Genomic DNA, 22,544 nt, shown 5'->3' with positions numbered 1-22,544 from the left:
GTTCAGGTCGCGGTGGCCGCCGCCGCGGCCCGTCCCGCCGCGCGGCCGGAGAACAGGCAGCCGCCCAGGAAGGTGCCCTCCAGCGACCGGTAGCCATGCACCCCGCCGCCGCAGGGCGCGGCCGGCCTCGACCACGGCCGCCGCCCCGACCAGACCGCCGCCGCCCTCTTCACCCACCCCAACACCGTGCGCTACCGCCTGGCCCGCCTCCACCAGATCACCGGCCAGTCCCTCACCGACCCCCTCCCCGAACCCCTCACCTCTCTCCACTGGTGGTGGGGGTACGCGGCTGACGACGAGGTCAGGCGCTGAGCGCGGTGCGCAGGCTGGAGGCCATCAGCTCGATGGCCTCCTTTCCGGCCGGCACCGGGCCGGTGTGCGTGAAGTAGTGGTCGACGCCCTCGAAGACCCGGTGGGTGACCGGGACGCCCGCGGCGTCCAGAGCCTTGGCGTAGGCCTCGCCCTCGTCGCGCAGCCGGTCGTTCTCTGCGGTGATCACCAGGGCGGGCGGCAGCCCGGCCAGGTCGTCGGCCAGCCCCGGTGAGACCAGCGGGTCGGTCCGCCGGGCCGGATCCGGGACGTAGGCGGCCGTGAAGACCCGCATGAGGCGGGGGGTGAGCAGCGGTCTGGCGATGGGGGAATGCTTGGTGGCGGGATCGGCGAGCTGGTCGAGCGGCGCGGAGTCGAGGATCTGCAGCCGGGGTGAGAAGGTGCCGCGGTCGCGGGCCGTACGGCACACCGCGGCCGTCAGGTTGGCCCCGGCGCTGTGCCCGCCCACTGCGAGCCGGGAACCGTCCCAGTTGTTGGCGTGGCCGTTCCCGGCGACCCACTCGGTGACGTCGTAGGCCTGGGTGGTGGCGGCGGGGAAGGGGCGCTGCGGGGCGACGGCGTAGTCCACGTTGACCACGACGCAGCCGGCCGTGGCGGCTATGTAGCGGCAGATGTGGTCGTCCTGCTCGGGCCGGCCGACGACAAAGCCACCACCGTGGAAGTTGACGTAAACGGGGGCGGGAGTGCCGGTGGCGGCGGAGGGGCGATAGACGGTGCAGGTCACCGGCCCGGCACCGGTGTCCACCTGGAGGGATTCGGTGTGCTTGGGGATGTCGGTGAAGCGCAGGTCCTTGTGTACGCGCGACATCACGCCGCTGAGCAGCAGCTGGATCCCTCTGGCCTGAATGCCGGGTCCGATTGCCATGGGTCTGTCCCGTCCCGTCGTCACAACGTGAATAACATCAGGTTTCCTGATAGTGGACGCTCATCCTGCGCCACGCCACGGCCGGCCCGCAACCCCCGAGCAGGCGTACGCATGCCCTCCTCAGACGAGGCCCTTCGTGCGCGAGCTCTGCGGCTCATGGATGGGATAGCGGTCGAGGTCGATGACGGCCCGCGGCGGCGGACAGGCCTGGCCCGGCAACCGCCCCCTCAGCGACCCCGCTTCCGGGTTCGTACGAGCCCCGGAACAGGTCGCCGACGGCTACCGCCCCTCCCCCTGACCGCCCAGCACCCACGCCCCATACGGACGACCCTCCCCTGCGCGCATCCGCTACGCTGTCCCTGGTCGCTGCCCCAGTGGGATCTGTCAAAAATTCCGTCTGCGCAGGTCAGTGACGATGCACTGCGGCGCCTTTGAACGCCAATCCCCGAAATCATGAACGCTCCTGCAGCGTTTCAGCAGGTCAGCACACGTGTGGGCCGAGGGCACACATGGCTGCGAAGTGTGCGCCACATGGTGCTCGACCGGGAGGCCGAGGCGAGGTTGTGCCCCCGCCTCATTTACGTGGCCGCGCCACACTCGGGTCATTCGATGCCGGGTCCACCAGATGGAGCAAATGCGCCTTGCTATAAATATAGCAAGGCGCACAGTGTGGATCCCATGACGATCCCTGCGTTCCGACCCGACCGCCGAACCGATCTGCCGATCTTGGATGCTCGAAGCCGGCTACTTCCGCGCGATTCGCGTCACCGCAGTTGGATGCCGCCAGAAAACCCGGCTGCTTCCGGAGCCGATCCTTCGATCACTACCCACCAATTCGCGCATACCGCGATCGACACTTGGCGGGGGCAGCGACCATTGTCATGCCGGGGCGTCCAGATGGGCGACACTCTTCGACGTGCCACAAGGAGACAAGCGCAAGCGCAGCCCGGTCGAGTACGGGCTGCACGGGGTCTGGCCACACGCCGTGCTCGATGACCACCACGGGGCGAGGGTCGCCCAGGAATTGGCTGCGCGCCTGCGTGCGGCGATCGACAAGCACGGCTGGTCGATCGCAGAATTGTCACGACGTAGCAATGTCGCCCGTCTGACGATTATGAAAGTTCTCGGCGGCGAGGTGTGGTGTGACCTGCTGACGATCGCTAATTTGGAGAGGGCACTGAACGTGGACCTCTGGCCAGGGCGCGGACCCGACAATCCACCGCAGTGATCACGAAATACTCGAATAATACCGCCGGTGCCATTTCCTTAATCCTACTGGCAATGAACAGGCCCATTGGGCCATCTACTGGAAGATCGCCCTGAATGTCTTCGCCGGCGGCGTCTCCTCGCCCCGGGTTATCTGGTGATCCCGTGAGCGTGCATCTCGGTTCCCGACCCGACGGCGATATTTGGTCACCGTGAACCTGGCGAAGATGGACTCACCATGGCGGCTGGAGGTTCACATGATGGCGCGCGGCATGCACGCCGCAGACCGACCGCTGCACGCAGCACCGCTAGGTTCTGTTTCTCGGACCTTGTGACAGGGGCTTGCGTGCAGGTCCAGGCTCTGATGTGTGACTGGCCGAGGAGCTTTGACGAATGCGGAGTGGGAGCGGCTTGAGCCGCTCCTGCCTCGCGGTGGGACGCGTGGTGGTCGCTGGAGTGATCACCGCAGGGTGATCGATGGTGTCCTGTTCCGGATTCGGACGGGGAAGCAGTGGCGTGATCTGCCGGAGCGTTTCGGGCCGTGGGAGACGGTGTACAAGCGGCATCGCCGCTGGTCGGCCGACGGTACCTGGGAGCGGCTGCTGGGGCGGGTCCAGTCGGAGCAGGACGCCGTCGGCGGGGTCGACTGGGATGTGTCGGTGGACTCCACCACCGCGCGGGCACACCAGCACGCCGCCGGGGCGCCCCGCGCCGCTCCGCCGGAGTTTCCTTCGCTAAAGGGGGCCCACAGCGGAGCAAACCGGGGCGATCTGGCGTGGCGGAGCCTGTCCGCCCGGCTGGCGGAGGTGGTCAGGCAGGCGAGTGCTTAGGCCGCTCCCGGGGTGGCTTCAGCACCAAGATCCACCTGTCCGCCGAGGGCCGGTGTCGCCCGCTGTCGATGCTGCTGACGCCCGGGCAGTACGGCGACAGCCCGCAGTTCGAGGCGGTACTGCCGCATCGGCACGCGACTGATGCGCCCCGGACCCGTCCAACCGGATCCAGACACCGGCCAGTCGACCACCACGCCTCACGGGCGACGGGCTGACAGGACCAGTGGACCGGTGGGGCTCGTGATCATGCGCTGGGCCCTGTCTCCCCGGACCAGCTGGCGAGCCCTTCAGCTCATGAGAGAACCAGGTAGCGGTGGTCTGTCGTTCGACGCAGCGTGGAGGCGTGCCAGAGTCCAGGACCGCCCCGATGAAATCCCCTACCGCGATGCCGGACACCGCCCGCCTGAGCGCCGACGCGACCGATGACAACGGATCCGGCCGTCGACATCAACAACGGGCGCCAACCACTGAGTTCAGCATGGTCCGTCAGTTCCTGCGCTCCTGCGGCAGGCGGTCCTACGCGCTCAGTGTGCGTGGCTGCCGGGGCCCTGCTGCGGTCCGGTCCGCGCGATCCCCCGCAAGGCGGACGCCGCGAGTTCCGCGGGGGTCGCCGCGGCCAGCAGTCCGGTGACCTCGGCATCGAGCCGGGCGGCCCTGGCCGCCTCGTCCCTGGACAGGCCCCGCAGCACGGCTTCCCGGACGTACGCCTCCGTGCTCATACCGCAGTCGGCGGCCGCCCTACGGAACCGCTCGGCGACGGGATCGTCGAACCGTACGCTGAGCAACACCTCACCCTTGCGGTTCGCGAGCGCGGTCGTGATGACGTCGACAGGCAGCAGGTCTCCCACGGCGTCCCAGACCCTGCCAATCGCCTTGCGCCGCCCGCCGGCGTACGTCACTGCAAGCAGCCGGGTACGCTCCACCGACGCCGCGAGCGGGAAATCGGCCGCCCGGCGCGCGGCCGCCAGTTCAGTCCCGGTGGCGGGCCGGGTCAGCCTTACCTCGATCGCATGAGATTCCATCATCCGACTCCTCGACTGTCTCATTGCAGTGCTGACTGACCGCCCCTCCGAGGGCATCGGGCAGTGCCTCCGCAACTGCCCGGTCCCCGCTTTCGCCTCGCAGCAGAGAGGACGGTCCGCACCACCACTCTGCATCCCTGCTATTCGAATGCCATGCGAGGCAGGCCGTCCGGGTGACCTCGCCCGTCCAGCGCCCCCTCGCTGACGCCGTAGTCACGGCGCAGGGCCTACTGGGCGTCCAGGGCAGGGAACGACCGCGGGGCGGCCTGTCCTGCTTCGTCGATGAACAGCCAAGACCGCTCGGCACGGCAGCACCCGTTCCAATCGGCATGCAGCCCCGTCTTCCGGGCCATCCGGCCGCCGTCGGGCCCTGACGGCACGCTGTACCCCGCGGGCTCTACGGCTCATGACCAGTCCAAGGTGAGCGGCCCGTCCGGCAGCCACCCGTCCCAGTAGCCGTCCACCACATCCGGCAGCTCCGGCGGAGCGACCCGCACCCCGGACTCCCGCAGTTCGACCGGTGTCCACCACCGCGCGGGCAGCGGCCCGTTCTCGGCGAGGTTCCGCACGGCGTCCGTATCCAGGGGGCTGGCCGGGATGACCAGCAGCAGTCGGCGCTCGATCCGAATACCCGAAGGTGACTGCGGCTCCGATGCCCACACATGCCCGACCACCGCCCCGTAACGCACCCCGGCGGAGCCCACCCTCCTCTGAACGACCGACGCAGCGGCCTCCTCGTACGACGTCCCGCACCCGGCCCGGCCGGCCAGAGGTGACCACGTTCCCGCCCACTCCACCAGAAGAACCGTCCTGCGACAGCGGTCAAGAATTGCAACGAGCGCGACTCTCCGCAGACGCGGAGCGGGAACGGACATAGCCCCACCCTCACCAGATGCCATTCCAATGTCATCCGGTGAGGTGCGGAAGAGTGATGTGGTCCACCAGCCAGGAAAGGGCGCACGGCACCTACCGCCCGACGGTGACGAGGACAGCATTCGACCCCGCCGACGCCCGTGGCGAATCGGTCCGGGTGCGTTGGAGTCCATGAAGGCCCAAGAAGAGCTCAGGGGCCGAGGCCGTGATACCTGTGGCCAGGGCCCGCTGGGTGCCGTCACGGACGCTTCCCGGAGCGCCGATGTTGGCGAGGGCGTCCCGCTGGTCGGGGGTGACGGTGGCGCTGACCGCGGTGGCCTCCAACAGACGTAAGCGGTGTCTCCAACCCAGATCGGAGGCGTCCGAGCGCGGCTCGGATTCCGAGGTCCCCGACGCCGCCTGCCCACAGCACGGGCTGGAGACAACACCGGAAGAGCCACGGACACGCTTCTGCTCATTCCAGACTTCAGGCCGTCGCTCCATGAAGAGGAAGTGGGTCTACGACCATCCGCGTGCCGGCCTCCGCGTCCCCGTACGAACCCAGCCTGCCCAGCACGAGTCGGGCCCGGCAATGTGGATGCTGGACCCCTGGCTGCCCACGCCATTGATGGCGGGACGCGGGTCACCGGGCGTCGTCGGCCCGGTGACCCGCGGAAGGCCGTTGTCAGCAGCTGCCGGCCTTGTCGCGCAGGACGAAGTCCATGGCGGGGGTGCCGTCAGTGTTGAGGACGTCCGCGTAGGTGTCGACGTAGTAGCCGTAGGACCAGATGCGGTCGTAGCCGCGTCCGCGCCAGCTGTGGACTGTGGTGCCGTCCTCGGACTGGCCGTCGCTCCACGTGTAGAACTGGACGTGGAACACCGGGTTGATCCGGACGGTTCGCTTCAGTGGGCGGGCGTCGATATAGCCCTGCCGGCCGCGCGGGGGATTGACGGTGACCGTGCGGCCCAGCGTGTGGGTCTTGGACCAGGACCAGGAGTAGCTGGCGCTGAACCCGATCTCGGCGGAGAGCTGGTCCGTGAGTTTGTAGGAGAGCTTCGTGTTGACGCCGATCGACACGGAGGCGCCGCGGGTGGTCGCGTAGGACTCGTTGACCGACAGACCGCCCCCGCCGCCCCCGCAGTTGGTCACCGAGTCGTTGGAGATCCTGCGCTCCTTGTCGTACCAGGTCCAGGTGGAGGACTGCGGGAACTCACAGTTGCCGCTCACCATCTCCCAGCCGTTCGTGAGCGCCCAGTGGGAGCCGTGCGGTGCGGTGCTGGTCGGGTAGCGGGACTCGCCAGCGGCGAGATGGTAGTACGGCGCCTTCCCGTACGCCGTCTTGGTGTTGACGATCTGACCGGTGTTGATGTTGAACACGAAGGACTTGTCAGCGCCGCTCATGTCGCCGCACATCTTGGACATGAAGGTGTCGGTGTTGAAGGGCTCCTTACCACGGATGTTGACACCGGACGACGGGTTGGCGCTGGCCGCGGGGGCGGTGGCGACCACGCCGGCGGCCAGCGTGGTGGCGCTGAGCGCGACGAGCAAGGCTTTGCCAAGGCGGCCGCGGGGCTTCCTGCTGCGCATGACTGCGTGGGACATGTGCTGCGTCTCCAGTTGTTCGGTCGGCCCGGAATTCGACGTGGTCCATGCCGGGAAAACCGGCGGGGCCAGACCGAGACTGCAGAGCGGGACATTGTTCAGCAGCCGATTCATCGGGGTGAAAAATCCCCCAGCCGAGGATTGGCGAGTCGTTTCCCATGCCGTCATGTGCCGCACACTCTGGGGCCGCCCAATCCGGTCCGCCGGACCCAGGGGCCTGTCCGGCGGATCAGGCAGGTTCCAGACCACAATGCCTCGTCAGTGCAGACGGGCGCGCCTGGCACCGCGCGCCAGCATGATCCGCCGGACAGCCCTGGGGCGGCGAGGGCGGCCAGCGAGAGGGCCACCAGCACCCAGGTGCCATGCCGGGCCCTGACCCCGGAGTTTGGACACCGGAGAGACTTGGATCTTGATGGTCCAGGAGAACGGAGTCCCTGTGGGGATGAAGCACTACCCCGCCGAGTTCAAGGCGGACGCGGTCGCGTTGTACCGGTCGAGGCCGGGAGCGACGATCAAGTCGGTCGCTGCTGATCTGGGCGTGAACACCGAGACGCTGCGGAACTGGATCAGGGCCGCCGACGGACGCCGGTCCGGCGCGCACTCCGCACCGCCGGCGGCGCCGCGGCCTGGTGATGACGCGGTTCAAGCGGAGCTGGCCGCCGCGCGGAGGAGGATCCGCGAGCTGGAGGAGGAACGCGACATCCTCCGCAAGGCAGCCCGGTATTTCGCAGGGGAGACGCGCTGGTGAACCGCTGCCAGTTCGTTGAGGACCACCAGCGCCGTTTCGGCGTCAAGCGGCTCTGCGACATCCTGGGCATCGCCCGCTCGAGCTTCTACTACTGGCGCCGCACCGCGGCCGCACGGGCCGCTCGGCAAGCCGCCGATGAGCGGCTCGCGGCCCGGATACGCAAGGTCCACCGGGACTCCGACGGCACCTACGGCGTCCCGAGGGTCACCGCCGAACTCCGCGACGACGGCGGCCAGGCCGCGAAGGCCCCGGACCTGATCGGTCGCGACTTCACCGCGACTGAGGTGAACACGAAGTACGTCGGCGATATCACCTACCTCGGCATCGGCGGTGGGAAGTTCTGCTACCTCGCGACCGTCATCGATCTCTGTTCACGACGTCTGGCCGGGTGGGCGATCGCCGACCACATGCGCGCCGAACTCGTCACCGACGCCCTCGCCGCCGCAATCCGGACCCGCGGAAGCCTGGCCGGAGCGGTGATGCACACCGATCACGGATCGCAATACACGAGCCGGACATTCGCGGAAGCCTGCAGGTCAGCAGGGGTGCGACAGAGTATGGGCGCGGTCGGGTCCAGCACGGACAACGCCGCCGCGGAGAGCTTCGACGTGTCCTTCAAAAGGGAGACGCTGAAGGGCCGGAAAGGCTGGTCGAACGAGCGTGAGGCCCGACTCGACGCCTTCCGGTGGCTGTCCCGCTACAACACCCGGCGCCGCCATTCCCGGCTCGGCCAGCGATCTCCGATCACCTTCGAGAACGCCTTCCATTCAACATCAACTACCCTGACCCGAGCCGCATAGACGTGTTCAAACTCCAGGGTCAAGGCCCGAGGAGCGCGAGATCCTGCGCAAGGCGGCGAAGTATTTCGCCGGGGAGACGCGCTGGTGAACCGCTTCCAGTTCGTCGCCGACCACCAGCGCCGCTACGGCGTGAAGCGGCTGTGCGCCATCCTCGGCATCGCCCGCTCCAGCTTCTACTACTGGCGCAACACCGCCGCCGCCCGGGCGGCCCGCCAAGCGGCCGACACCAGGCTCGCCGCCCGGATACGCAAGGTTCACCAGGACACGGACGGCACCTACGGCGTCCCCAGGATCACCGCCGAACTGCGTGAGACGGGCGAGCTGGTCAACCACAAGAGGGTCGCCCGCATCATGCGCCAGGCCGGTCTGGCCGGACTGCGACTGCGCAGGAAACACCGCACCACCATCGCGGACCCGGCCGCCGCGAGGGCAGCCGACCTCATCGGCCGCGACTTCACCGCCGCTGCGGTCAACACGAAGTACGTCGGCGACATCACCTATCTCCCGCTGGCCGGCGGGAAGTTCCTGTATCTGGCCACGGTCATCGACCTCGCCTCCCGGCGCCTGGCAGGGGGGGCGATCGCCGACCACATGCGCGCCGAACTGGTCACCGAGGCCTTGGCCGCCGCCGAGCGGTGCCGCGGCAGCCTCGCCGGCGCCGTCATGCACACCGATCACGGGGCCCAGTACACGAGCCGGGCCTTCGCCGACGCCTGCCGCCAGGCGGGCGTGATCCAGAGCATGAGCGCCGTCGGCAGCTCGGCGGACAACGCGCTCGCCGAGTCCTTCAACGCCACATGCAAACGGGAGACCCTCCAGGGCCGCGGGGCCTGGGCCGACGAGCGCGAAGCCCGCCTCGACCTGTTCCGCTGGCTGCACCGCTACAACACCCGACGACGCCACTCCAGCCTCGGACAACGCAGTCCCATCGCCTACGAGACCGCACTCGAAACAACATCAACTACCCTGGCCCAAGCCGCATAACCCGTGTCCAAGATTCCGGGTCAAGACCCGTCGGTGGCCGAGGCCGTGGGCGGTCTGCTCACTGACGTCGCGGTGCCCAATGCCGTCATCGACCTCGACTGGCTGAGCCAGTCTTGGCCAGCGCCTCCGTCAGACCGCTTCAACTTCGGCATGACTGGCCTTGCACCCGTTGTCCGGTGGCCGGCGGTGGCGCCGCACGAACCCGACGACGCGCCGGCAAGCGAGAGGAGTGCACATGACCGTGAGCAACGCAGCCGTCACCGGCAAGGCGGCCTTCGTGACCGGAGCCGGCTCCGGCATCGGCCGCGCCACACGGACGCGGGCCAGCAGGTCCTCGCCCTCACCCACGACGTCAGTTTCGTCGTCGGCGTCGCCCTCCCCGTCGACGGCGGCTACGTCGCCCGCTAGGGACAACCCACGCACGAAGGAGAGCTGAGAGACACCATGGAATTCATCAAGCAGCAGCCCAGCAGCAAGGCCCCGGCGGACTGGTTCACCGGCGACGTCGTTGATGCCGGGCTTGGCGCACACGTGAGCACGGGCTGATCGTCACGGTCCGCAACAGCCGCCTCGACGTCGGCAAGAGGCCGACCACCCCGGCTCGTCGTCCCCGCATCCGCCGCCGGGCGCCTGTGCCTGTCTACCGGCCAGTGCAGATGACGGCCACGTTAAGAAAGTGTTGACAGCGTCGGCTTTCACGTTTCAGTATGTCGCCACCTCACACCTCTTTGGCCGGGTAGGTCCGGCTTCGGTGATTGAAACGTATCAAGGACCGCGCCATGATGCTCATTGCACCATCCCACCGAAGATCCGCAGGCCGGCGATTTCTGCTCATGGCCCTGTTCACCACGGTGCTCGCCCTCGTCGGCGGAGTGACCGTACTGCTGCCCTCGGCGCAGGCCTCCACCGCCGCGCCCACGGCCCTGACCGTCGGCGGGCTGGCTGCCCCCGCCGACGTCGCCCCCGGGTCCGCGCCGCTGCTCGGCTGGCATGTGGGCGGTGACCGGCAGAGCGCGTACCAGATACAGGTCGCCACCACGTCCTCGGCCCTGACCGGGACGCCGGACGTGTGGGACTCGGGCCAGGTCACCTCCACCAGCGACGGCAACGTGACGTATGCCGGCGCGACCCTGACCGCGTCCTCCGGCTACTACTGGCGGGTCCGTACCTGGGACTCCTCGGGTGCCGTCTCCGCCTGGTCGGCCGCCGCAGCCTTCGGTACGGGGCCCGGCACCACGTGGTCCGCGGCGACCCCCATCTGGAGCGGCGCTCCCACCGCCTGGACGGACTACACCTTCCAGGGCAGCTTCGTCATCAACGCCAAGTACGCCAGCGTCACCTTCCGTGCGCAGGACACCAGCAACTACTACCTGTGGCAGTTCAAGGGCAACGGTGTGAACACCCTCGCCCCGCAGGTCCAGAAGAGCGGAACGTTCACGGCCCTCAAGACCGCCGTCGCGCTGCCGATCACTTTGACCACCGGCTCGACCTACAACTTCCGGATCGTGGCCTCCGGCTCGACCTTCACCACGTATCTGAAGGCCGCCGCCGACACCACCTGGACCCTGGTCGACACCACCACCGACGCCACCTTCAACTCAGGCGGCATCGGCTTCCGCACGGGCCTGACCGAGCAGGCCACCTTCGACGACATCACCGTCACCGACTCCAGCGCCAACTCCCTCTACAGCAATGACTTCAGCGACTCCGACAACGCCGACTTCAGTTGCGGCACCATCACCGGCGGCGCCCTGTTCGTCGACAAGGCCAAGAACTGCGTCACCGGGCTGCCCACCGCCTGGACGGACTACACCTTCCAGGGCAGCTTCGTCATCAACGCCAACATCGCCAGCGTCACCTTCCGTGAGAAAGACACCAGCAACTACTACCTGTGGCAGTTCAAGGGCAACGGTGTGAACACCCTCGCCCCGCAGGTCCAGAAGAGCGGAACGTTCACGGCTCTCAAGACCGCCGTGGCGCTGCCGTTCTCCCTGACCACGGGTTCCACGTACAACTTCCGGATCGTGGCCTCCGGCTCGACCTTCACCACGTATCTGAAGGCCGCCGCCGACACCACCTGGACCCTGGTCGACACCACCACCGACGCCACCTACTCCTCCGGCGGAATCGGCTTCCGTACCGGCAGCACCGAGCAGGCCACCTTCGACGACATCACCGTCACCGACCCCAACGGCAGCTCCCTGTACAGCAACGACTTCAGCGACTCATCCAACGCCGACTTCAGCTGCGGCACCATCACCAGCGCCGCCCTGGTCATCGGCACCAGCAAGAACTGCGGCACCGGACTGCTGACCGTACCCAGCTGGACGTTCCTGCGCGGCACCACGAACCTGGCCTCCGGCAAGACCGTCGCCTGGGCCCACCTGTACGCCACCGGAGCCTCCACCACCCCGGCACGCCAGTTCGTCTACAAGCTGTGGGTCAACGGCAGCTACGTCGGCGTCGGCCCGACCCGGCCGGTCGGCTCCGAGACCCGCTACGACGGTTACGACGTGACCTCCCTGCTGAACGCGGGCGCCGCCAACACCATCGGCGCACTCGCCTACACCACCAGTGACCAGCGATTCCTGGCGCAGCTGGTGGTCCGGTACACCGACGGCACCAGCAAGACCTTCGGCACCGGAGCCGGCTGGAAGGCCCTGGACGGCACGCGGATCCTGCCGAACGTCGGCTCCATAGGCACCAGCTACTACACGGCGCCCAAGGAGAACTTCGACGCCCGCCGCTACCCGTTCGGCTTCGCCACGGCTGCCTTCAGTGCCGCCGCCTGGCCGTCGGCGGTCACCAAGAGCTCCTTCAGTAACCTGCAGCCCACGCCGACCGCCAAGGTCAGGCAGACGTCCCAGACCCCCGCCTCGGTCACCGAGTACTCCAGCGGCAACTACTTCATCGACTACGGCCGCACCTGGATCGGCGGCCTGTCCCTGACCCTGAGCGGCACCGCCGGACAGGTGGTGGACATCCGCTACGGCCAGGTCACCTCCGGCACCAACACCGTCAAGTACCAGACCTCGGCCGGCAACACCTACCAGGACAAGTGGGTCCTGAAGGCCGGCAGCCAGCAACTGGAGACCTGGGGCCTGCGCGTCTTCCGGTACGTCCAGGTCATCGGCGCCCCCACCGGCCTGACCGCCGCCGACTTCACGGCGGAGGCGTACCTGTACCCGTTCGACGAGTCGGCCGGCGTCTTCAACTCCTCCGACAGCACCCTCAACAAGGTCTGGGCGCTGTCCCGCAACACCATCGAGACCGGCAACCAGAACCTCTACGTCGACTCCTGGGAGCGTGAGCGCGGCTACTACGAGGCCGACTCCTACCTCCAGCTCCTGGGCAACCTCTACACCGGCGGCGACTCGGCGCTGGGCGACTACTCGCTGAGCCTCCTGCTCTCCAACCGGACCTGGCCCACCGAGTGGCCGATGTACACGATCCTGGCCCTGCACGACAGCTACGAGGCCACCGGCAGCACCGTGCCGCTGTCCGCCGCCTACACCACCCTTCAGGGCAAGCTCCCCGACGCGTGGTACGACTCCTCGACCGGCCTGATCCACAAGACCACCGGCAGCAGCGGCGCGAGCAGCTGCACCGACTGCGACATCGTCGACTGGCCCTCCTCGCAGCGCGACGGCTACGTCTTCACCTCCTACAACACCGTCATCAACGCCATCGCCTACCGCTCCTACGCGGACATGGCAGACATCGCCACCGCGCTGGGCAAGACCTCGGACGCCGCTACGTACACGGCCAAGGCCGCCGCCATCAAGACCGCGGTCAACGCGAACATGTGGGACTCATCCACGGGCGCCTACCGTGACGGACTGAACAACGACGGCACCGTGATCAACCACTACGCCGTCCAGGCCAGCGCCTTCGCCACCGCGTTCGGCCTCGCCAGCTCCTCGCAGGCCGCGCAGGTGGCCACCTACCTGGGCACCCGCGGTATGGCGTGCAGCGTCTACTGCGCCGGGTTCCTCATCCAGGCCCTGTACGAGGGCAACCGGCCGGACCTCGCGTACACCCTGCTGACCTCGACCGGGACCAACAGCTGGATGAACATGATCAACGCGGGGGCGGGCGCCACCATGGAGGCCTGGGACCTCTCACAGAAGTCCAACACCACCTACTCACACCCCTGGGCGGCGGCCCCCGCCTTCAACATCCCCCAGGACATGTTCGGCATCCGGTCCACCACCCCCGGCTATACGACCTTCCAGGTCAAGCCCCAGCCCACCTCGGTCACCTGGGCCAACGTCACGGTGCCCACCGGCCACGGCACCATCGGTGCGGCCTTCGACACCACCAGCGGCGGTCGCGTCGACATCAGCGCGAACGTGCCGGCCAACACGACCGCCTCGGTGTACCTGCCCGGCGGCACGGCGGGCGCCACCAGCGTCTTCATGGACGGCAGCAGCGTCGCCGCCACCTACGACAACGGCTACATGCGCGTCGACAACGTCCAGCCCGGCTGCCACATCGTCACCACTTCATCCGACAGCACCCCATACAGCGACACCAAGCTCACCGGCATCTGCTAGGCCGCACGTCGTCAGGCGAAGATCCGGCGGCCCTGCCCCGCCCCCCTGTGGGGCGAATTCCAGGGGTCGTTGCAACACAGTGATCAACTGGCTCTGGCCAGGAGCTTGGCGAGACGCTCGGCTGGGGTTTCCCAGCCGAGCGTCTCGCGTGGCCGGCTGTTCGGCTCAACGGCCACGGCGTCCAGCTCTGCACGGCTGCAGCGGGACAGGCCGGTGCCCTTCGGGAAGTACTGCCGCAGCGGGCCGTTGGTGTTCTCGTGCGAACCGCGTTGCCAAGGGCTACCGGGGTTGCAGAAGCAGACCGGCATGTCAGTGGCGGTACCGAGCTCCTCGCGCGGTACGCGGCCCGGGGCGGCGGGGCGCTGCAGATTCGTTGCGGACGTTTCGGCGCCGGAGCGGTGAGCAGGACGGCGTCGTTCGCCGGGACGGTGGTGGTGTAGCCCGTGGTGAACGTGTCTGCGTCGCTGCCGCTCCACACGTTGCGTACGGAGGCGGTGGCCGAGGTGAGGCCTGGCACGCCGGGGCTGGGCATACTCGTGGCATGGCGGCGTGACGGCACGGTGACATCCGGCTCAAGGCGGGGCTCTGCCTCCTCGACCGCAACAGACGCCTGGTTGCTGCCGGACACCGTCCGGCTGCTTCTGCCGGAGGCGGCCTGTCCTGCCTGGACGGGCCGCCTGGCGGACGCGCGGACGGGCGCGGGCTGGACGGCGCCGTTCCCCGCGACGCCGCTCCTGGCAAGGCGAGCAATGCTCAGGACTTGTGGGTCGGTTTCGGGAGGGCGCGCGGAGGGCGTACCTTCCCGAATGATCCTGTGATGGTCACCGAGTAGGCCCGCGTTCGCAGCGCGGGTTGGGAAGGCACGCCCGTGCTCAGCGTAGTCACCGACGACGGCTCCACGCAGTCCGGCTCCTTGATCGATGAGATCGTGCGGGAGGGCGCCCGGCGGATGCTGGCCGCCGCGCTGGAGACGGAAGTCAACCAGTACATAGCCGAGTTGGCCGCCGAGACCGACGAGCGCGGTCGGCGACTGGTGATCCGCAACGGGCACCACCGTCCCCGCACAGTCGTCACGGCCGCCGGGCCGGTCGAGGTCAAGGCTCCGCGGGTGAACGACCGGCGCGTGGACGAGGCCACGGGCGAACGCAAGCCGGTTCTCATCGAAGATCCTTCCGCCGTGGTGCCGCAAGTCGCCGAAGATCTCCGAGGTACTGCCGCTGCTCTACCTGCACGGCCTGTCGTCCGGGGACTTCGTGCCCGCGCTGGAGCAGTTCCTAGGCGGCGCGGCCGGCCTGTCTCCGGCGACGGTGACCCGGCTGACCAGGCAGTGGCAGGACGACCACGCCGCCTTCCAGGACCGGGATCTGTCGGACCGGGACTTCGTCTACGTGTGGGCGGACGGGGTGCACCCCAAGGTCCGCCTCGGGCAGGCGCACTCCTGCGTGCTGGTCCTGCTCGGCGTCCGGCTGGACGGCACCAAGGAGCTGATCGCGCTGGCCTGTCCGGCGGATCATTCCAGGCCACAATGGCTCGTCAGTGCAGATGGGCGTGCCAGGCACCGCGCGCCGGCATGATCCCGCGAGACAACCATAGTCGTCGAGGAGGGCGTTCGAACGCTCCTCCTCTCCGTCGTGCGCGGCGAGCCGGGCTGAACCCGGGATGCGCAGGCGACTCGATGGGCGACAGGGCGCGGACGGTGGCTTTCTCCGGGACCGAGCGGCTGGCGCGGCGTCTATGCGGGTGCTGGATGGATGAGGCGCCGCGGTAGATGAGTGAGGCGGCTTGATCCAGCGAGGCGGTGACCAGTGCCGTGGCTGTCGTGGCGTTCACAGAGCATCCTTTCGCGACCGCGCCACACGCGTGGTGCGGCGCGGTCCCGGACTGGCCCTGCCAATGTCCGCCCCGAAGCGCGCTGGCACCGAGGATCCGCTGGCCATCAGTGATAACCGCCATTTGCTCCACGCATGCGCGGAACTTGTGTCAGCGCCAGCGGTGCTGTGTGCCAGGTACCTCGTCCGCCCCCGCCCACCGGCCGCCGCACGGTCAGCGGGGCAGCCGGTCCTGCCAGCGCCCGGTCGCGGGGCCGACGACCTCGGTGCGTGGCGAACTCCCGGTTTCACGGGCCGGTTCAGCCCAGTTCGGCCAGTCGTCGTACGGCCGGGGCGGCGAAGGTCTCCATCCACCGCGACGTGGCGCCCAGGTGCGGCGAGATGATTACCGTGTCGATGCCGAGCTTGCTGTACGGCTCGATGTCACGGGTGAAGGCGTCCAGGTCCTCGTCGGTGGCGGCCGCTCCCGAGTACGTGATGGTCCGTCGGATGGCGTCGCAGGCGCGGTCTGCCTCGTCGCAGTGCCTGCACAGCACGGCCAGCTTGTGCGCGACGTCCTCGGGGGAGGTGGCGAACAGGTTGCATGCGTCGGCGTACCGGGCGACGAGCCGCAGGGTCTTCTTCTCACCGCCGCCGCCGATCACGATCTCGGGGTGCGGGCTGCTGACCGGCGGCGGGACGCACAGGGTTTCGGCGAGTTGGTAGTAGCGGCCCTCGAAGGGCCCGTTGTTGCCGGGGTCCCACATCTGCAGGCAGATCCGCAGGGTCTCCTCCAACCGCTCGAAGCGCTCCGCGAGCGGCGGGTAGGGCACGCCCAGGCCGTGGTGTTCGCGGTCGTACCAGGCCGCCCCGATGCCGAGGGTGGCGCGGCCGCCGGACAGCACGTCGAGCGTGGTGGCGATCTTGGCGAGAAGCCCGGGGTGGCGGTACGTCACTCCGGTGACCAGCGCGCCCAGTCGCACCGTGGAGGTGCGGGCGGCCAGGTAGGCCAGGGTCGTGTAGGCCTCCAGCATGGGCGCCTCGGCTCCGCCGTTGAATTCCATCTGGAAGTAGTGGTCCATGACCGACAGCAGGCTCACACCTGCCGCCTCCGCCGCCGCTCCAGCGGCGGCCAGCTCGGCACGCAGGGCGCCACCGCCCTGCGGGTGGTCGAACCGGTTGATGTGTACACCCACGTGCATGTCCGTCTCCGTTCGATTCATTGACGGGCCGTGACCGACCCCGCGAAGCTCGCTTACGACGTCGTGGCGCGCCGGCCCTCGCCCTGTCGTGCGCAAGTGGCCGTGACCGACGCCGCCCGCCGGTCGCGGCAGGTCGATGAGGAGCGCGCATGGGTGGCCGGCCCGTCCCGCTCACCGGTGGCGTACCGGTCTGTCAAGCCGCCCCGCTTCGGTCCCGCCCGTCGGCCGGTGCTCCCAGAGCGTCTCGCCCTGGACCTCCAGGACGACGGTGCCGGAATCGTTGGTGAGGGTGCCCCGGCTGCGGACGACGGCGGTGCTGTCGTCGCGAGGGCGGACCTCCACGATTTCCATCGTGCCGTGCAGCACGTCCCCGGGCCGGACCGGCGCCCGCATGCGCAGGGAGTCGATCTCCCGGCCGGCGATGAGGGCGGCACGTGAGAACACCGCGTCCACCGAGAGGCGCTGCAGGACCGCCGCGGTGTGGAAACCGCTGGCGATGAGGCCCCCGAAGCGGCTCGCGGCCGCCGCGCCCTCGTCCGTGTGCAGAGGCAACGGGTCGAAGCGACGGCCGAAATCGAGGATGTCCTCCTTGGAGACCTTGGTGCTGCCCAGGTCGAACACGGCCCCGGCGTGAAGGTCCTCGGCGTACAGCCGCACGGCACTCACCGCCGATCCGACGTCCACGCGAGCCCTCCCAGACCTTGGCGCGGGCTGCACCGGTGGTTGTGCGTGCCGAGTCGCATGCGGGTCTCCGTTCGTCCTGTGTTGGCGGTCGTTGATGATCTCTGACGCTCGCCGGCTACGAGGCGAGGGTGGCGATCTCCGCGGTGTCCATCCATGTGGCGTGGACACCGAACGGCACGCGCTGTGGCAGATGCAGCCGGGCCAGCTCGGTCATGGTCCGGGCGTCGATGACGATGAGTTCGGCGCGGTGGGCGTCCATGAGCAGGTCGAGGAGGTAGCCGTCGTCCTCGCTGCTCGCCGTGGGCTTGGGAACGAACAGGGCCCCGCCGCCGTACATGTCGCCGTAGTCGAGGTAGCCGAGTTCCTTCTCCTCGATGAGGTCGTACTTCAGGACCCCCTTGCCCATGTAGCCGTCGCCGTGCTCGTCGAGCAGGTAGCAGTAACGGCTGGTCCTTCCGACATGGTTCAGATTGAGCCTGGGCCGCTCGTAGCCGTGGTCGATCAGCAGCCGGTCGTCGGTGACCTCCCCACTGTCCAGGTCCAGTACCCAGGTCTTGACCTGGGCAGGCGGTTCCTCGGGAGTGTGGATCGGAACGCTCGACGGATAGGACGGGAAGACGGGGGAGTAGAGCACGATCTCCCGCGAACCGCGCGGGCCTTGGCGCTCCCAGGCGTTGATGACGTGCCAGATGGTGCCGGCTTGGCCGGTGGTGAACCAGCGCACCTCGGTGTCCGGTCCGAAGTCGCGGGGGAGAACACCCCACCGCAGCCGGTGGCCGGCATCGTGGCGGAAGGCGCTGCCTTGGGGGCCGAGCAGACCGTTCGGGTCCCGGCGGACGGAGATGTCGGGGAATTCGAGGTGGTTCTCGGTCAGGAAGAAGTCGTGGAGCCAGCCCATGTGGCCCGTGTGTGGCGTCTGCCGGTGCACGACCTGCTGTGCCGCGAGTTCTCCCTCGTGGAGCAGCCCGGCGATGATCTGTCCGGACGGCTCGACGCTGAGGTTGTACACGTCGCCGTTGTCCGGGTTGATGCGCGGATGCGCGGAAAACGGGCCTTCCCATTCCCCCGCCCACGTCTCCAGCCGGCCGCGGCCGTCCACGATCAGCCGGCCGTCCTCGACGCGCGTGTCGAGAACGAACGCGTAACCCGTTTCCTGAAGGCAGTACAGGCGCCCGTGGTGGTACCGGATCGAGGTGGACCCCGGGGTCCGTTCGAAGGGGCCGAGGGCGGGGATCAGCCCCTGGCGGATCTTCTGCTCCACCAGGGAGATCCGGTCCGCGCCCGGTCTGTCGGAGACCAGGTCGGAGAACTCCGGGTACGACTCCCGGCCGGCGGCACGCTCGGCCTCGAACCGAGGGGTGCGGACGTAGGAGTTGCAGTACGTGGCGCTCCCCGACGAGATCTGGATCTGGTGGACCATCCCGGCGCCCGAGAAGGCGTGGAGCCGGATATGGCCGCCGTCGAACTGGGAGTTGGTGCCGTTACGCAGGTACGCGCCTTCCAGGTCGGCGGGCAGCTCACCGCTCACCCGGACCGGAGCGTGGGTCAGTTCCCTGCGCACCGGCTGGTAGCCCGGAACGTTGTACACGCTGTCCCGGTTGTGATTCTCCAGATCCAGCGCAGCGTCGATGCGCCGTTCCTCTTCCTCGATCGCGGAGACGGACGAGACGGTCATGAGGTCACTCCTTGTCGCCGGGCGGCCATGAGGGATTGGCCTTGCTGAGATCAGGCTGTGGAGGGCGGCGACTGAACCGGTCCGGCGCCGCGAGTGACGTCCAGGGCATGGCCCGGAAGTCAGTCGAGTTCGGTGACGAACCGCCGGAGCAGGCGGCCGAACGTCTCGACGTCCTCGTCCGGCCACTGGCCGAGCCGCTCCTGGAGTCCCTTGCGCTGGTGCTGCCTCACACGGGCCAGGCAGGCGTGGCCGGCGTTGGTGAGTTCCAGCAGCTTGGTCCTGGGCCGAGAAGGATGGGCCACTCGGCGTAGCAGGCCGTCTTCTTCCAACTGAGACAGCTGACGGCTGACGGTGGACTTCTCCAAGCCGTACCGCTCCGCCAGGTCGGAGGCGGTGGGGAGGGGGAAGGTGCCCACATACGACAGCATCGTGTAAGCGACGAAGGACAAGTCGTCGTACATGCTGTTCGCCCGCACCCGGGAATTGCGGGAGAACAGGATGATCGCCTCATGGATCACATCAAGGGGGTCCTGTGCTGTCATAGCACCATCATTGAGTTGTACGAAGCAACTGTCAAGGTTGTATCGCACAACTCTGCTCTGGTCGCTCTGCGCCGGCCACGCGCGGTGTCGCCGGACTGGATGAACTGGTCGAAAGCCCGTGGCTCCTCGCCGGCCTCGACCACGGGGGCGAGGCCGGTCGCGGGTGTGGTTCAAGTCAGGCTGCTGTGATGGCGCCGCGGTGGCGCTGTGCGGCTGCGGGAAAGAATTCGAAGGCGCGGTGGCCGAGTGCATCGACTTCTTGCGGCGTGAGGACGTGGGAGTTCTGGAGCGCGTCGATGTTGCGTTTCATGTTGTTCTCGTTCGAGCAGGGGACTCCGGCGTCGGCGCCGTAGACGAGGTGGTCGCGGGGCACCATCGTGACCGCTGCGGCGAGGTTGGCGTCCGTGCCGGCCGCGGCGGTGTCGAGGTGGAGCTTCGCCAGGTCGGTGCGGATGTCATCGGCGGTCAGGCCCAGCGGGTTGAATACGTACGCCTCCGCCCCCAGCAGCCCGAGGCGGCCGGAAAGCGCGGGCAGGGCGCCGCCGCAGTGGGCGAGGACGACCGTGAGACGGGGGTACCGGCGGAAGAATCCTGTGTAGAGGAGGTCCACGACGGTCCGGGTGGTCTCGAACGGCAATTCGACCAGGACGGCGGTCTGCCGGAACACCGGTGGCACGGCGCTCGGATGGATGAACAGCACAGCCGAGCGCCGGTCGAGCTCCTCCCACATCGGCGCCAGACGCGGGTCTCCGAGCGGGACGCCCGACCGACGGGTGGTCAGCAGGTAGCCGTCAGGGTGTGTTTCCGTGTCGCCGCGCGCGATCTCGGCCAGAGCCGCGTCCGGGTCGTCGGTGGGCAGGCCGGCGAGCAAGCCGAAGCGGCCGGGGTGGTCGGCGACGAGCTGGGCGCCGTAGTCGTTCCAGGCGCGCAGTTGCGGCAGTGGGGAATCCACGGGTACCGGGCTGAGCATCTGCATGGCGATGCCCAGGCGATCCATGGTGGCGAGCATCGTCTCGGGCTGCCAGTGGTAGGGCTCGGGCGCCAGGAGATGCGCGTCCCTCAGCTGACGCCACTGGGCCTCACGCGCCTGCGCCGTGGTCGGCGGGGTGAAGTGCGCGTGGATGTCCACCCAGCCGTTGACCTTGTCCATGATGCGTTCTCCCTCACATTAAATTGCACTCAGGTGCAACAAGCTCGATGGTTGCACGGGAGTGCAACAATGTCCACATGAAGCAGACGGAGGGCGAGAAGCAGGACGGGAGGACGCGCAATGCCCAGGCCAACCGGGAGCGCGTCTATGCGGCAGCGATCAAGGTGTTCGCTGCGCGCGGCTACGACGCCGCCACGATGGACGAGATCGCGGCAGAAGCCGGCGTGGCACGGCGGACCGCGTTCAATCACTTCCCCGCCAAGGCGGACATCGCCACCGAGTGGGCGGTACGAGGCGGGGAGTCGGCCTTCGCCCTGGCCCGCGACGTCGACCGCATCACCTCTGCCGCGGACCGGGTGCGGGCCTACTTCCACGAGCTGGCCCTGACGGCGGAGCGGGACTGGGACGAGACCCGGCAGATGACCACCGGACTACTGCGCGGATACGGCGTATCACCCCACCGCTCGCAGCTTTCCGTGGGACTGCGTGACTGGCTGCGTGACTGCCTACGGGAGCGGCCGGGCAACGCACCGACGCCCTCTGCCGATCCCGCCCTGGCCGTGGACGTGCTCTACGACGTCTTCCAGGGCGCACTCATGCGATGGCTGCCCCAAGGGACTGCGCCGCACGGGGCGTTCACGGCCGAGGTGGACGCCGCGATCGCGCTCGTGCTGGCCGGATTCGCGAGTGATGCCGGACACGCATAGACAAATGAGTGTGAGAGGTTGCCACCGCCCATGCATCAGCTGGGTGGAACGCCCGAACCACCGCCCCTGACCAGGCCGGTCTCGCGCTCGCTACCACCTGCGGCACCTCGGCAACGCGTATCCAGTACGCACCGGAGGCCACCTGGAGGAATAAGCCGTGCCGGAGCAGCAGGGCGTAGGCCACGTCCGAGTGACTGGTGTCGGCGAGTACGCGCAGGAGGTGCCCGCTGGTGAGGAACGAGGGCGACCAGCCGGTCGGCGGCCCTGTCCTTCGGACTCCGGGAGGAGTCCGAAGGACAGGGTCGGTACGTAACCGGCCTGTGAGCCGCCGAATCGGGTGCGGATGTCCCAGGCGCCGCAGTCGACCGGGGTGATGCCGGACCGGGGCTCCTGCGGGGAGACCCAGCGGCTTCCCAGTCCTCCTCGTGCCGGAGCGCCGTACGCGCCGACAGGGGCTCGGACCAGGGGGACCGCTCCTCGCCCGCTGCAACCCGGACCCGGAGGGTGATGTCCGCGCGGTCGGGGAGCGGCTCCCACGGCCAGGTGGCCCTGGAGCCGGGTCCCGTGCCACATGGCGATGCGGGGACCTGCCGCCCACCCGAGCCGCGATCTCGTACGCGGTCTGTCCCGGATGGCTTGCCGGTGGCAGCCAGCTGATGGTGGGGGCTCCGGTAGGCGAGGACTCCGGCGAGGACAGTCTGATGAGCAGGATGGGCACGTAGAGGGGGATGGTGCCGGTGGTCATCGGGAAAGGGTGATCGATGAACTTCGGACCGATGACGCTCGCGACGAGCGCGGCCAGGACGCCCACCACCGCCGCGACCCGACCACCCGCCCCGGGCACAGTCCGGGAGCTGTCCGGCGTCACCGAGTGTGCTGCGGTGAAGGCGGCCTGCCCCAGGGGGACGATGCCCATGTCGGCGTAGACAGTGACTAGGTTGTCAGACCACCCCGCCATTATCGGCGTCTCTGCCGGGACT

General features: G+C 68.6%; 15 protein-coding genes and 5 pseudogenes. 9 read left to right on the top strand and 11 right to left on the bottom strand.

Features of this window, described 5'->3' with window-relative positions; genetic code table 11:
- Positions 1-2: 2 nt before the first annotated feature.
- Entirely contained in the window at positions 3-173 is a 171-nt protein-coding gene (locus tag OG607_RS26935) for a hypothetical protein (protein ID WP_405737511.1), read from the bottom strand.
- 7 nt (positions 174-180) lie between these two features.
- Here OG607_RS26935 and OG607_RS26930 point away from each other — a divergent pair.
- Positions 181-312, top strand: a pseudogene (locus tag OG607_RS26930) (hypothetical protein); the annotation flags it as partial.
- Here OG607_RS26930 and OG607_RS26925 read toward each other — a convergent pair.
- The gene (locus tag OG607_RS26925) at positions 302-1,195 is read right to left on the bottom strand and encodes an alpha/beta hydrolase (protein ID WP_405728583.1); all 894 of its coding nucleotides are present in this window, start codon (positions 1,193-1,195) and stop codon (positions 302-304) included. The pseudogene OG607_RS26930 and the gene OG607_RS26925 overlap by 11 nt on opposite strands.
- A gap of 730 nt (positions 1,196-1,925) precedes the next feature.
- Here OG607_RS26925 and OG607_RS26920 point away from each other — a divergent pair.
- Both OG607_RS26920 and OG607_RS26915 read left to right on the top strand, forming a co-directional pair.
- On the top strand, positions 1,926-2,423 hold the full coding sequence (locus tag OG607_RS26920; RefSeq protein ID WP_405728580.1) for a multiprotein-bridging factor 1 family protein: 498 nt from the start codon (positions 1,926-1,928) through the stop codon (positions 2,421-2,423).
- 346 nt (positions 2,424-2,769) lie between these two features.
- Positions 2,770-3,392: pseudogene (locus OG607_RS26915) on the top strand (IS5 family transposase); the annotation flags it as partial.
- 363 nt (positions 3,393-3,755) lie between these two features.
- On the opposite strand, the gene OG607_RS26910 reads toward OG607_RS26915, so the two are convergent.
- The 3 genes from OG607_RS26910 to OG607_RS26900 all read right to left on the bottom strand — a co-directional run bounded on the left by OG607_RS26910 (position 3,756) and on the right by OG607_RS26900 (position 6,708).
- Positions 3,756-4,256, bottom strand: coding sequence for a hypothetical protein (locus OG607_RS26910; RefSeq protein WP_405728577.1), 501 nt, complete (start codon positions 4,254-4,256; stop codon positions 3,756-3,758).
- Positions 4,257-4,657: 401 nt separating this feature from the next.
- Positions 4,658-4,957, bottom strand: a complete 300-nt coding sequence (locus OG607_RS26905; protein ID WP_405728574.1) for a hypothetical protein — start codon at positions 4,955-4,957, stop codon at positions 4,658-4,660.
- Between the two features lie 833 nt (positions 4,958-5,790).
- Complete coding sequence (locus OG607_RS26900) at positions 5,791-6,708, bottom strand: hypothetical protein (RefSeq protein ID WP_405728571.1); 918 nt, start codon at positions 6,706-6,708, stop codon at positions 5,791-5,793.
- Positions 6,709-7,144: 436 nt separating this feature from the next.
- On the opposite strand from OG607_RS26900, the gene OG607_RS26895 reads away from it, so the two are divergent.
- The 4 genes and pseudogenes from OG607_RS26895 (at position 7,145) to OG607_RS26880 (ending at position 13,796) form a co-directional block, all read left to right on the top strand.
- A protein-coding gene (locus OG607_RS26895) for an IS3 family transposase (RefSeq protein WP_405728568.1) occupies positions 7,145-8,256 on the top strand; the annotation gives its coding sequence in 2 pieces (ribosomal slippage) (positions 7,145-7,442 and positions 7,442-8,256; 1,113 coding nt in all).
- Positions 8,257-8,287: 31 nt separating this feature from the next.
- Positions 8,288-9,240: pseudogene (locus tag OG607_RS26890) on the top strand (IS3 family transposase); the annotation flags it as partial.
- 3 nt (positions 9,241-9,243) lie between these two features.
- Positions 9,244-9,648 (top strand): hypothetical protein, encoded by a 405-nt coding sequence (locus OG607_RS26885; RefSeq protein WP_405728565.1) that lies wholly within the window; start codon positions 9,244-9,246, stop codon positions 9,646-9,648.
- Between the two features lie 425 nt (positions 9,649-10,073).
- Positions 10,074-13,796, top strand: coding sequence for a family 78 glycoside hydrolase catalytic domain (locus tag OG607_RS26880; protein WP_405728562.1), 3,723 nt, complete (start codon positions 10,074-10,076; stop codon positions 13,794-13,796).
- A gap of 83 nt (positions 13,797-13,879) precedes the next feature.
- On the opposite strand, the pseudogene OG607_RS26875 reads toward OG607_RS26880, so the two are convergent.
- A pseudogene (locus OG607_RS26875) lies at positions 13,880-14,113 on the bottom strand (transposase); the annotation flags it as partial.
- Between the two features lie 551 nt (positions 14,114-14,664).
- Here OG607_RS26875 and OG607_RS26870 point away from each other — a divergent pair.
- A pseudogene (locus OG607_RS26870) lies at positions 14,665-15,325 on the top strand (transposase); the annotation flags it as partial.
- 599 nt (positions 15,326-15,924) lie between these two features.
- Here OG607_RS26870 and OG607_RS26865 read toward each other — a convergent pair.
- The 5 genes from OG607_RS26865 to OG607_RS26845 form a co-directional block, all read right to left on the bottom strand.
- The gene (locus OG607_RS26865; protein WP_405728559.1) at positions 15,925-16,806 is read right to left on the bottom strand and encodes an LLM class F420-dependent oxidoreductase; all 882 of its coding nucleotides are present in this window, start codon (positions 16,804-16,806) and stop codon (positions 15,925-15,927) included.
- 171 nt (positions 16,807-16,977) lie between these two features.
- Positions 16,978-17,490 (bottom strand): MaoC/PaaZ C-terminal domain-containing protein, encoded by a 513-nt coding sequence (locus OG607_RS26860; protein ID WP_405728556.1) that lies wholly within the window; start codon positions 17,488-17,490, stop codon positions 16,978-16,980.
- Between the two features lie 115 nt (positions 17,491-17,605).
- Positions 17,606-19,165 carry a carotenoid oxygenase family protein gene (locus tag OG607_RS26855; RefSeq protein WP_405728553.1) on the bottom strand — a complete coding sequence of 520 codons (1,560 nt, stop codon included), beginning with the start codon at positions 19,163-19,165 and terminating at the stop codon, positions 17,606-17,608.
- A 119-nt stretch (positions 19,166-19,284) separates the two neighbouring features.
- Positions 19,285-19,707, bottom strand: coding sequence for a MarR family winged helix-turn-helix transcriptional regulator (locus OG607_RS26850; RefSeq protein WP_405728550.1), 423 nt, complete (start codon positions 19,705-19,707; stop codon positions 19,285-19,287).
- 175 nt (positions 19,708-19,882) lie between these two features.
- Positions 19,883-20,857 carry an amidohydrolase family protein gene (locus OG607_RS26845; protein ID WP_405728547.1) on the bottom strand — a complete coding sequence of 325 codons (975 nt, stop codon included), beginning with the start codon at positions 20,855-20,857 and terminating at the stop codon, positions 19,883-19,885.
- 77 nt (positions 20,858-20,934) lie between these two features.
- Here OG607_RS26845 and OG607_RS26840 point away from each other — a divergent pair, with 77 nt between their 5' ends.
- The gene (locus OG607_RS26840; RefSeq protein WP_405728544.1) at positions 20,935-21,564 is read left to right on the top strand and encodes a TetR/AcrR family transcriptional regulator; all 630 of its coding nucleotides are present in this window, start codon (positions 20,935-20,937) and stop codon (positions 21,562-21,564) included.
- The last annotated feature ends 980 nt before the right edge of the window (positions 21,565-22,544 follow it).

Source organism: Streptomyces sp. NBC_01537, assembly GCF_045040445.1.
GTDB lineage: Bacteria > Actinomycetota > Actinomycetes > Streptomycetales > Streptomycetaceae > Actinacidiphila.
The sequence above is the reverse complement of the archived record's forward strand: the minus strand, read 5'-3'. Positions and strand labels throughout refer to the sequence as shown.

Coding starts and splice junctions, on each gene's coding strand:
- OG607_RS26925 (WP_405728583.1), bottom strand. CDS start 1,195: ATGGCAATCGGACCCGGCATTCAGGCCAGAGGGATCCAGCTGCTGCTC.
- OG607_RS26920 (WP_405728580.1), top strand. CDS start 1,926: ATGCTCGAAGCCGGCTACTTCCGCGCGATTCGCGTCACCGCAGTTGGA.
- OG607_RS26910 (WP_405728577.1), bottom strand. CDS start 4,256: ATGATGGAATCTCATGCGATCGAGGTAAGGCTGACCCGGCCCGCCACC.
- OG607_RS26900 (WP_405728571.1), bottom strand. CDS start 6,708: ATGTCCCACGCAGTCATGCGCAGCAGGAAGCCCCGCGGCCGCCTTGGC.
- OG607_RS26880 (WP_405728562.1), top strand. CDS start 10,074: ATGGCCCTGTTCACCACGGTGCTCGCCCTCGTCGGCGGAGTGACCGTA.
- OG607_RS26865 (WP_405728559.1), bottom strand. CDS start 16,806: ATGCACGTGGGTGTACACATCAACCGGTTCGACCACCCGCAGGGCGGT.
- OG607_RS26855 (WP_405728553.1), bottom strand. CDS start 19,165: ATGACCGTCTCGTCCGTCTCCGCGATCGAGGAAGAGGAACGGCGCATC.
- OG607_RS26850 (WP_405728550.1), bottom strand. CDS start 19,707: ATGACAGCACAGGACCCCCTTGATGTGATCCATGAGGCGATCATCCTG.
- OG607_RS26845 (WP_405728547.1), bottom strand. CDS start 20,857: ATGGACAAGGTCAACGGCTGGGTGGACATCCACGCGCACTTCACCCCG.
- OG607_RS26840 (WP_405728544.1), top strand. CDS start 20,935: ATGAAGCAGACGGAGGGCGAGAAGCAGGACGGGAGGACGCGCAATGCC.